The organism is Legionella wadsworthii DSM 21896 = ATCC 33877 (assembly GCF_000701265.1).
Classification (GTDB): Bacteria; Pseudomonadota; Gammaproteobacteria; order Legionellales; family Legionellaceae; genus Legionella; species Legionella wadsworthii.
Map to the genome: position 1 here is coordinate 647700 of NZ_KL370759.1, position 7126 is coordinate 654825.

Here is a 7126-nt window from a genome sequence, read left to right on the forward strand (position 1 = left end):
ACTCAAGTAAAATTCTAATAAAAAACGATTGAGTGGACCATTTTGTTTCATAACTCATTTTATTAGGGTATTCCTATGTCAAATTCTAGTACGAGACTTACTGATAAAAAATTAAAGCTTTTGTATGGTCTCGTACTCGAACATTATAAAAGGCGTGCTGACGCTCTAAACATAGATGCGCTGTATGATGAAATGTATGGGGCTATCCAATATGCTTTAGAGTCTCCCCTGAGTTTGTCTCCATTCTATTCATTGGATCGTGACGAGAAAACCAAAGCTTATATTGCTTTTCATACAATTTTTAATTCCTTACCTAAATATCGAGAATTGGATTTACAACAGAGGCAGACATTTGATCCTCCTATGCCTCAGTATAACCCCAATGTGATTTATGTAGTTAATGAATATAATTATTATAATTACAATGATCCAAACTTAATCAACTGGATGATCCTCTGTTCTCTAACAAGACACCCTCATGGGCATATGCCTATTGGAGAGAGTTGCTGTTGGCCCTCTCATCATCATGGACATAGTTCCTCTTCAAATGATGATTCGATAAAATTAATGGCTTTATTGGTCATAATTGCTTTAGCATTAATTGCCATTATTTTAGCTTTAATCGCCTTATGCTATATGCTTCATGAAGTTGCTAATGGTATTGAACGTTTTTACTATGATGAAGGATGGCTGAAAGCTGCATTAATACTCGCTACTTCAGTTGCTTTCGGAGCTGGTTCAACACTTTTAACGCTTACTTTTGGTGCAGCACCATTAATTTTTCTTGCTGTAGCTGCAGGATTAAATCCTGTAGGTATTGTGATTGTTGGTACAATTTTGCTTACCGTCATTGGAGCAGGCATTGGATGCTTTGCAATGAGTCTTCTTTATGATGGTGTGAATCAATCTCTGAACCAAGATGCAATGGATCCCTCTGATCCGGAACGTTTTCGATTAACTACCTCAGAAGAAGCCCTTTTGGAGCAGAGAAACATTGATCCCATTGCAGTAAGATGTGCGATGATTGCTTTGCGTGCTGAAATGGCAAGATCAATAGGAAGTGAAAAGCCAATTCCTTCTTTTTTTTCCCGTTTTTTTAAAAAAGAAAATGAAGAAATCAATGAATTATTGACTCTACTTAGACACTTACGCAAAGGGGATTTAACTACAGTCACTGTAGGTGATTTGTTCTTTGATTGCAGACTCTCACAAAGAAGGTCAACCCAAGAGTTCTATCCCAATGAACTTCTGGGCACAGAATCCACTCAATATCTACCATCAGCTCCTCCCTTATGAGTAAAAGAGACTTTCTTTTACTCATCCTCAAATTACTATCGTAATAAAAATATCCTTTTCACTTATAGTGATTCATGGTTAGCCTATAGTAAGGAGCATCAAACTACAGCGATTATAAATGGAATTTCAATAAATTATTAGGATTTATAAGTTGCGATTCTTACTTGATGATTTCTTATTTGAAATATTAATTAAAGGATGAATTTTTTGGCGGAGAGACAGGGATTCGAACCCTGGGAAGGTTGCCCTTCAACGGTTTTCAAGACCGCCGCAATCGACCACTCTGCCATCTCTCCAGGCGAGAATACTATCCTAACACCTATAGATTTGCAATTATTTTTTTTAAAAAATTCGATGCAATCCTGAATTACTTTTTTCTAGTTGTATATCTATTTTTCACTTTTCAAAAATAGCATAAGAATGTTCGCAAATTACATCGTCCTAGGTATAATGTTCCCAAATTTTGTGACTGTTGTCCCAAATACAACAGACGTATTTCTAAATAGGTGTAGTTTATGAAACGAATTCAAATGTTGTTGCTGGTTGCTCTGATTGTATCTCTATCTGCGTGCAAGACTTGGTGGGGTAAGGAAGATGAAGATAATAATCCATATAAAGGAATGACTGCCGAACAACTATATACTGAGGCTCAGAAAGATTTACGTAAAAAAGAATATGCAACTGCAATAAAGCATTTAGAAGCCATTGAAACGATGTATCCTTTTAGTGATTTTTCGGAGCATTCACAAAAGGAATTAATCTATGCTTATTACAAAAACGAAGATTATCCCTCCGCAGCTGCTACTGCAGAGCGATTTATTCATCTGTATCCTAGAGCAAAAGATGTCGATTATGCTTATTACATGCGTGGCATGGCAAATTTTCAACAAAGTAGAGGAGTTTTTGCGAAATTTTTACCTATGGATGAATCATGGAGAGATCCAGGTACGCAAACGCAAGCCTACTCAGACTTTGGTATTTTGATTCAAAAATTCCCTGAAAGTAAATATAAGGCGAATGCATTACAGCGCATGATTTATTTGCGTAACATGTTTGCTCAGCATGAATTAAATGTTGCGACCTTCTACTTCAAGCGTCAAATGTATGTTGCAGCGATTAATAGAGCCAGCTATGTAGTAAAAAATTATCCTCAAGCCCCAAGTGTTAAACAAGCTTTGGTGGTTATGTATGAAGCAAATCGTGCATTAGGGTTTAACAAAGCAGCTGAAGAAGCGCTCACAGTATATAAAGCAACATACCATACGGTTAAAATGGAACGTTTATCCGTTTAATTATTCAGGGTTAGTTTGGAAAGTTTGAGTTACTAGCCTCTGGATGCGCTAGTAACCCTAATGTTCTTGGATTTCTATTGTCATTCAACTTGTTCTAAAGTGGGCAAAGTTTCCTTTTCTTTAAGTGCGGCTAAAAGATCCTGAGTCAACCCACGTAATTCTCCCGCTAACAAAGTGAGAGCCGCATCACGTTGTTGGTATTCCTCATCGAGTTGTTTAATATCATTAAAATCATCAAGAAGATATTCGAGGCTTTTTAGTTTTTTAAATGTAAAATCGTGTGTCAGAGTAAATTGAATTCTTTCTTTCCAAATCAAGGAAATTTCTGCAGTGCCCATTCCTTGGGATAACAAAGTGAGAACCTCGTCTGCAGGTAATTCATATCCCTTACAATGTACTCGTTTTTTTTCATCATCAAGAGAAAAAAGCAGGCAATCGGAAGCTAATTGAAAAGTGTTGGGAAGAACGCCAGGGGAGTGAATCCATTCTGCAAATCTTAATGCCAGATTTTCTGTATGAGTTAAAGGCTCAATGGTGATGCCAGGAACTGATTTACGTAAAAGGGAAGTGAGTTGTGTTGCCTGATTGGCGCTTGAAGAATTGATTATGATTCTTTTGCTTGCACTATCCAGTATGGCAAGCATTCTTTTTTGAATACAAAAGGATTTCGGTAATAGTTCAAACTCAATGTCTTCTGCCATTTGGGCTTTTTCTGCACGTTTAATGATGCGACCATGTTGGTTCTCAAGCATTTGAACTTTTTCGGCAAGCATTTTATTGATGACGCCGCGTGGAAGCAAACGCTCCTCTTTGCCCATACAAATCAAAGAACTGCCAGCTACTTCTTGAACCATTTCGTCTGCAAAAGCAGGAAGCCAACCGTAAACAAAACGAGCATGAGGAGGGCAGGGTTTCAGAATATTTTCTGCTAAAGAAGCTGTTAAATCACAATCTTCAGTTAACTCATATTGATAAATTAAAGCATTATTAAACCACATAAAGAACTCCTAAGATTACATAATATAATAGGTACCAATAGCCATGGTTCTATTGTAGGGAAGTTTATAAAATTCGATATTTAAATTCGCTGAATAATTGCGAATTAAGAAAGCGAATAATTTTTCTTGCCAAAAAAAAGAAAGTGATTTTTTAGATTTTGAGGCGGTAATATTCGGAATTTCCACCATGTAAGTTGCACGATCCACATTTAATTTAAAAGGAAAAAGATTTTTGTTAGAAGCTCTTTCTAAAGCTCTTGGAATAGAAATGGTTTCCATGAACCCATAATGTAATGTGAGATTGAATACTTTCTCATGTAAACATGTAATTTCATAACGCTGGCTGTAATGAATATAGGGAATATTTTCGACCACATAGTTTACAATCAATACTCGCTCGGGAACTGCGCGGCTGAGTTTGAGAAAATGGAGAAAGCTTCCTCCGCTTTTATCATAAACGTCAGTAATAAACACCGCGGTTAAATCAGTCAGTTGGTTTAAGCTTTTATATTCCAATTGCCTTAATATCTTGGAAATATCATCTTTATTCATATAATAATTTTCACGCAAGTATTCCAAACCAAATTTCCATGTATACATAATGGTTGCTATAAGAAGCGCAAAAATAACCGGCACCCACCCTCCAGTTAAAAATTTATGTAAGTTTGAGCCCAAAAATGAGGTATCTACCACAACAAATAAACCAAATATTAAAAAAACCCTATATTTTGGCCACTTCCAAATTGATATTGCAGCGTAAGCAACCATTGCATCTATAAGAAGCATATCTGTATTAACAGCAATACCATAGGCGTGAGCCAATCTATCTGAAGTCTGAAAAGTAAAACAAAATATTAAAGTGCCCATTAGCAAAATGAAATTAATTTGTGGGACATAAATTTGTCCTGAAAATTCCTTGGAAGTTTGAACAATGGGTATTCTTGGACATAAGCTGAGTAACACGGCTTGTTTTGTTAAGGAAAAAGTGGCAGAGATCACTGCTTGAGAAGCAATGATGGTCGCTATGGTCGCGAGGATAATCAATGGAATATAAAACCATTGAGGTGCAATCATATAAAAAGGGTTGCTGATTGCGTTAGGATTTAAAAGTAAGTTCGCGCCCTGGCCAAAATAATTAAGTAATAAACATGGAAAAACAACGACAAACCAGCTGACGCGAATCGGATTTTTTCCAAAATGCCCAATATCGGCATAAAGGGCTTCACCACCGGTAACCACAAGGAAAATGCCACCTAATAGTAAATAACCCTTTAATCCTGTATCACGTATTAAATCGAAAGCATAATAGGGATTTACTGCTGCAAGTACAATTGGAGCATTTATTATCTGTATGAGGCCCAAAATTGCGATAGTAAGGAACCAGATAAGTATTATAGGACCAAATAAAATGCCAATACTTCCAGTGCCCCTTGACTGTAACATGAAGAGAAGAATGAGTATGACTACTGTAATGGGCAAAATATAAGGAGTTAATTCACTTGAAAAGGTACTAAGACCTTCTACAGCACTGATCACAGATATTGCTGGCGTGAGCATTCCATCGCCTAGAAGTAATCCCGCACCAAAAATTGCAAGAATGTAAAATATAGGGGTATATCGAGTGCTTTTATATTTCATTAAAGCTAGAAGAGCGAGAATCCCTCCTTCTCCATCATTATCAGCGCGCAAAACCAGGCTTAAATATTTAAATGAAATGACAATGATCAGACACCAGAAAATAAGTGATAGCACGCCGAGGATATGGGATTGTGTAATTGCGATACCACTTAGCGTTACTTTCAAAGCATATAATGGACTTGTCCCTATGTCCCCAAAAACTACACCTAAAGCACCTAGAGTGAGGCCATAAGAGAATTTTTGTGTATTTTCCATATTTTTTACCAGAATGCCTTACTAAATAAATATAGTATCAAAAGGAGTTAAAGCATGTTCTCATTTCAGTACTGTCTCTTACCTAATTTTTTACCAGCTATAAAGCGAGAACTGTTGTCTTAGAGTTTTATAAATTATGAACACTTGCAGGCCTAACGTTCTTTGTGTAGATTAGCCCATTTTTGTTCTTTGGGAAATAGAAAATGAATGCAAAAGTCATTTTGGTTGCAGCAAAACAAAATACTGTGTTACGTGGTCATCCATGGATATTCCCTAAGGCTATTGCAAAAACACAGGGTAAATTAGTTACAGGCCATTTAGTTGATATTTTTAATGCAAGCGAGGAACTCATTGGAGTTGGTGTTTATAATGAACATTCTCTTTACCGTGTGAGAGTCTTGGCTCTTGCTAATGAATCCATTGATATCACTGATTTAAATTCTTTAATAGAGCACCGGTTAAAACAAGCATCGACAATTAGGGAATGTTTAAATTTACCCAATGAGCAAACAACGGCCTATCGATTGTTTAATAGTGAAGCGGATGGACTCTCAGGTTTAACCATTGATAGATTTAATCAAATATGCGTCGTTGCAAGCTCAGCTTACTGGGTTGAATTAAATCGGGACATCATCATTCATGCTTTAGAAAATTTATTTCCAGAAGATCAAATTATCTGGATGCCACAAAGTAAACCACTGAGCCAAGACGGGTGGCTACAAAATTCATTGGAACAAAAACAGGTTAATACGCAAATCCGTGAAGCGGGAATTGTTTATGAGGTCGAATTTGTCCAGGCACAAAAGACAGGTTTGTTCCTTGATCAAAGAGAAAACCATCAACGGATCGCTCAGTTATCGAAGGGTAAGAAAGTACTCGATCTTTATTGTTATAGCGGGGGATTTGCATTACATGCAGCTAAGGCAGGAGCAGTCAGTGTAACCGCAGTAGACAGCTCGGCTCAAGCGATTGCTCAAGCTAAAAAGAATGCTGCATTAAATAACCTTTCACAAATTGACTTCATAGAGGCTGATGCAAGAGATTATTTAAACAAAGCAGGGGATTATGATGTCATTGTGCTGGATCCTCCCAAATTAGTACCTTCTAAGCAACATATGGAAAGGGCCAAGAATTATTATCGATTTTTACACCGAGAGATATTCAAATATATGAAAGAAGGTTCATTATTGATGACTTGTAATTGTTCTTCAGCCCTATCTACCCAAGAATTTTGCTCTCTGGTGAGCACCCAAGCAAGTACAGTTGGAAAAAAAGCTCGTATTCTGGGTGTGTATGGTCCAGCAAGTTGTCATCCTACATTAGCGGCATTTCCGGAAGGAAATTATCTCACTGCGGTATTATTGGCTGTGGTTTAAAGCATTTGTAGAGATCAAGATTGTGGTATCTAATGATACGTATGACAGCTACAGCAGACATATCTTCCTATGCCGCGACTTGACACAGAATATCTCTCCTTATGTCTTGCGACTTGACAAAGAATACTTCTCCCTACTTCCCGCGACTTGTTCGCGGGGTCCAGGGTTGGGAGAGCTATAGATCCCGCGGACAAGCCGCGGGAAGTCGAGGATAGGAAATAGCGCATTGGAAATCGAAGGACAGAGTGGTTGGGTATCCTAAAATTCGTAC

Annotated in this window: 5 protein-coding genes and 1 tRNA gene; 3 read left to right on the plus strand and 3 right to left on the minus strand. The window is 37.3% G+C overall.

Features of this window, described 5'->3' with window-relative positions; translation table 11 throughout:
* The first annotated feature begins 75 nt into the window (after positions 1-75).
* Positions 76-1296 (plus strand): hypothetical protein, encoded by a 1221-nt coding sequence (locus BU07_RS0108955; RefSeq protein WP_051635524.1) that lies wholly within the window; start codon positions 76-78, stop codon positions 1294-1296.
* Positions 1297-1504: 208 nt separating this feature from the next.
* Here the strand turns inward: BU07_RS0108955 and BU07_RS0108960 are convergent.
* A tRNA-Ser gene (locus tag BU07_RS0108960) sits at positions 1505-1592 on the minus strand.
* 219 nt (positions 1593-1811) lie between these two features.
* Between BU07_RS0108960 and BU07_RS0108965 the strand changes: the two genes are divergently transcribed.
* The gene (locus BU07_RS0108965; RefSeq protein ID WP_031565316.1) at positions 1812-2588 is read left to right on the plus strand and encodes an outer membrane protein assembly factor BamD; all 777 of its coding nucleotides are present in this window, start codon (positions 1812-1814) and stop codon (positions 2586-2588) included.
* Positions 2589-2668: 80 nt separating this feature from the next.
* On the opposite strand, the gene BU07_RS0108970 is transcribed toward BU07_RS0108965, so the two are convergent.
* Entirely contained in the window at positions 2669-3586 is a 918-nt protein-coding gene (locus BU07_RS0108970; protein WP_031565318.1) for a recombination-associated protein RdgC, read from the minus strand.
* Between the two features lie 15 nt (positions 3587-3601).
* Positions 3602-5479, minus strand: coding sequence for a potassium transporter Kup (locus tag BU07_RS0108975; protein WP_031565320.1), 1878 nt, complete (start codon positions 5477-5479; stop codon positions 3602-3604).
* Positions 5480-5682: 203 nt separating this feature from the next.
* Between BU07_RS0108975 and BU07_RS0108980 the strand changes: the two genes are divergently transcribed.
* The gene (locus BU07_RS0108980; protein WP_031565321.1) at positions 5683-6855 is read left to right on the plus strand and encodes a class I SAM-dependent rRNA methyltransferase; all 1173 of its coding nucleotides are present in this window, start codon (positions 5683-5685) and stop codon (positions 6853-6855) included.
* The last annotated feature ends 271 nt before the right edge of the window (positions 6856-7126 follow it).